The 3,549-nt window shown below is 67.7% G+C and carries 3 protein-coding genes; 1 reads left to right on the top strand and 2 read right to left on the bottom strand.

The genetic code is table 11. The annotated features are described in order from the left end of the window. Window positions 1-554: 554 nt before the first annotated feature. On the top strand, window positions 555-2,711 hold the full coding sequence (locus tag KQ310_RS09205) for a PhoX family phosphatase (RefSeq protein WP_259721467.1): 2,157 nt from the start codon (window positions 555-557) through the stop codon (window positions 2,709-2,711). A 510-nt stretch (window positions 2,712-3,221) separates the two neighbouring features. Here the strand turns inward: KQ310_RS09205 and KQ310_RS09200 are convergent. Both KQ310_RS09200 and KQ310_RS16030 read right to left on the bottom strand, forming a co-directional pair. Further along, window positions 3,222-3,431, bottom strand: a complete 210-nt coding sequence (locus KQ310_RS09200) for a hypothetical protein (protein ID WP_259721466.1) — start codon at window positions 3,429-3,431, stop codon at window positions 3,222-3,224. Beyond that, window positions 3,424-3,549, bottom strand: a 126-nt coding sequence (locus tag KQ310_RS16030; protein WP_399237281.1) for a DUF1778 domain-containing protein, incomplete at its 5' end; no start/stop codon positions are given. The genes KQ310_RS16030 and KQ310_RS09200, both read right to left, overlap by 8 nt.

Genomic DNA, 3,549 nt, shown 5'->3' with positions numbered 1-3,549 from the left:
GAGCAAGCCGCTGGTCACCCACGACAACCTGGCCGAGCTCACCGCCCTCTCCCAGAAAGGGTTTGCGAGGGAGCCCCGGGAGCTGCTGGCGCTGGCCCAATGGTCCGACCACGTCAGCGGCTTCCTGGTGTCCTGCGAGCCATTTTATTGAACTGGGAGCGGCGGACTCGTAGCCATCTGGTGTTCGCCGACAATCGCGTCGATGAGCTGTTGACCAACCTTCCGCGCTGCTTTCAACCCATCAGCCTGGGGCGCAGTAGATCGAACACCTCCCCCAGGCGCGTGTAGTCGTTCAAGGCCAAGTTGCCCATGGGGCGAAGGGCTGCCGCAGAGGCGGCCCCCGAAGGACCAAGTAGGCAACGCTCCTGCACATGCACTTAGAGGCTAGTTCCGGGACTGCACACTGGCCTGACGACGGAGAACTGAGAAGGTCTCGCCCGTGGCCCGCCACTGTCGGATGGACGACCAGCACTGCTGCGGGTCAGCGATGACAATTTCATTCCACTGCAGACGAGCCGCCTGGCCGGCATCACCCCCCGCTACCCAGCGCCCCGATGACCCTCCACCGCCGCCAGTTCCTGGTCTTGCTCGGTTTGAGCGGTGGAGCCCTGGCGGCTCCAGGACTGGCCACATCAGCATCGGCCGCTGCGCCCCGCGCCTCCGCCGCCATGCCCTTCGAGCCGGTGCTGGCCCCCCTGCCCCTGGCCACCGATGGCCTGACGGCCGAACAGCAGCGGCGTCGCTACGGCCGCTACGTCCTGGAGGACCGGCTGGTGGTGCCGGAGGGCTTCCGCTCAGACCTGCTGCTGGCCTGGGGGGATCCCCTCGGCGACAGCCGGGTGGGCTACAACAACGACTTCCTTGCCCTCACCCCCCTGGGGCCAGGCAAGGCCCTGCTTACCATCAACTTCGAGTACATCAGCGAACGCCCCTGGTTGGAGGGGTTCGCCGATGTGGTGGGTCAGCCCCTGCCCTTTTCTGAGCTGGTCGACGCCCTCCAGCCCCTGGGTGGGCGGATCGACTGCACGGCCCTGGCGGCGGCGGACCCCCTCTGGCCGCTGCTGCGCGGCGTGGTGGACCAGGCGATGACCGACCTCGGCATCGGCGTGGCCAGCCTGGCTGAGGCTCCAGGTGGCGGCTGGGTGCGCTCCCCCGGCCCACTCGATCGTCGGATCACCGGTCTGAGCGGCCTGAGCGGGCCGGAGCAACGCCTCAATGTGAGTGGACCCGCCGCCGCCGTTTTCCGCCGCCATCAGCGGCTCGGCTACGACGACGGCCTCGCGGACCGGGTGATCGGCACCTTCGCCAACTGTGCAGGCGGTACCACCCCTTGGGGCACGGTGCTGAGCGCCGAGGAGAACTTCCAGAGTTACGTCTGTGAGCCGGTGTATGCCGATGGCAGCTCCCAGCACCCGCGCGAGCGCCCCCTGGTCTGCCGGCCGGGGGAACTGGACGGCCTGGGCAACGTCTATGGGCTGGCCGGTAACAAGTACGGCTGGATGGTGGAAATCGATCCGGCCGATCCCGCTGACCCCGGCACCAAACACACCGCCCTCGGCCGTTTTCGCCACGAGGCGGTGGCCGTGCGGGCCGTGGCGGACCAGCCGCTGGTGGTGTACTCAGGCTGCGATCGCCGCGGCGGCCACATCTACCGCTTCGTGAGTGCTGGGCTGGTGAAGGATCCGCGCGACACGCGCAATTCCGCCCTGTTCGGCCAGGGACGGCTGGAGGTGGCCCGCTTCTCGGCCGATGGGAGCGGCCGCTGGATTCCGCTGCTGCCCTCCACGCCGCTCGATCCCTTCCTGCCCTCGGGTTTCGGTGCCGCCGGCTTGTCGGCACCTGTGATGCTGCCCAACCCCGACCGGCACCAGGCCGGCGGTGTCACCTTCATGGCCGACGCGGAGGTGGAGGCCTACGCAAAGCGCTTCCCCAGCCTGGCCGCCCTGTACCCCGGCGGCGGTGAGGAGCAACTCGGTGCCATCCTGATCGACGCCCACCTGGCCGCCAACGCGGTGGGCGCCACCCCGACGGCCCGGCCGGAGGACACCGATCTCGATCCGCTCACGGGCGACCTGTTGATCGCTTTCACCTCCGGCAGCCCCGACGCCGAAGGCGGCGCCGACCCGGCGATCTTCCAGGGACCCGGCGGCGAGGCGAGCTGGCCCCATGGTTTTGTGATGCGGCTGAGTGAAACGGGGCCAGCCCGTGAAGGGCGGTTCCGCTGGCGAATGGTGGCCACCGGTGGCGAACCCTGGGCCGGCGGCCTGGGCTTCACCAATCCCGACAACCTCGCCCTCGATCGGGCCGGCAACCTCTGGATGGTGACCGACCGCAGCAGTAGTTCGTCAGCTACCGATCTGTTCGGCAACAACGGCTGCTGGCTGCTCCCCCGTCAGGGCGTCGCCGAAGGTGAAGCCCTCTGCTTCGCCATCGGGCCGAACGAATGTGAGCTGTGCGGCCTCGCCCTCGATCCGGCCGAGCGCAGCCTGCTGCTCGCCGTCCAGCACCCAGGGGAAGCCAACGGCACCCACCAGGCCGGCATGGAGGAGTTCCAGGCCTTCGAGCTCGAGGATCGCGCTGGCGGACGCTTCTCCCAGCTGCGCCAGGTGTCGCTCGGCTCGAACTGGCCCAGCGGGGCCCCCGGCCGCCCACCCCGGCCAGGGGTGGTGGTGATCCGCCGTCTGGATGGATCAGCGCTGCTGAAAACCTGAGCCAGGAGCTCAGAGGCGATGAGGGGCTGACCAAGACCCATCGATGGACACGCTCAGCAGAACACCAGAGCCACAACACCGATGCAGTGGTTCACTCAGCGCAGGAATCGCCATGGCCAGTGGCTCGCTGCTTTGTTAGCAACAAACGCCTCGGGCGTCTGTGCTGGCGGTTGTCCAGGATGCTCACCGCCAGTGTTCCAGCGGCCCTGGTGTCCGTGCCAGAAACGGCCACGTGCCAGCGGTTTTTCCATTGGTTCGTCAGGGATCACCCCATGCGATGCACCTTCTCCCTACCGCTCAACACCGCCTCGGTGCAGAAGGTCCTGAAGGCCCGAGGCATAGATGCCGTCCTGGCGCAATGGCCTGAGCTGGAAGCCCATCGCTCCCTGCTCAGCCAGGTCCAGATCGAAGAGCTGGAGCGAGAGGCCTACGACCGTCTCAGCCAGGTGGCAGCAGGCCGGGTGGAGCGCTTGCTCGATCTTCTCAAGCTACGAGGTGGCGCCATAGCAATCAGGTGTGCTGCTCCTCAGCTGGGGCGAGGGAGTAGAAGCCGGCGATCGAGCTGGTTTGGTCGACCGGCACCAGTACCCAGCTCTGACTGATGCCCCGGCGCATGGTCTGGTGGGCGTGACGCTGCACAAAGGCATCCAACGCCGGCTCACCGCAGGCAAAAGCAGAGCGGTCGTGGTGCTTGGGGTCGAGCAGCTGCTCTTCAAACACGCTTGACGCGGGCGTGGACCTGGTTCAGGGCCTCGGACAAGGCCTCGTTGGGGCGGAAAGGCTCAGCCAGGGCAGCGTGGAAGGTTTCGTAGTCACGACGGGAGAGGGAGACGGCCCG

The sequence above is a fragment of the Synechococcus sp. CS-1328 genome (genome assembly GCF_025128095.1).
Taxonomy (GTDB): domain Bacteria; phylum Cyanobacteriota; class Cyanobacteriia; order PCC-6307; family Cyanobiaceae; genus CBW1002.
Note: the sequence above shows the minus strand (reverse complement) of the source record. Positions and strands in the feature narration are given on the sequence as shown.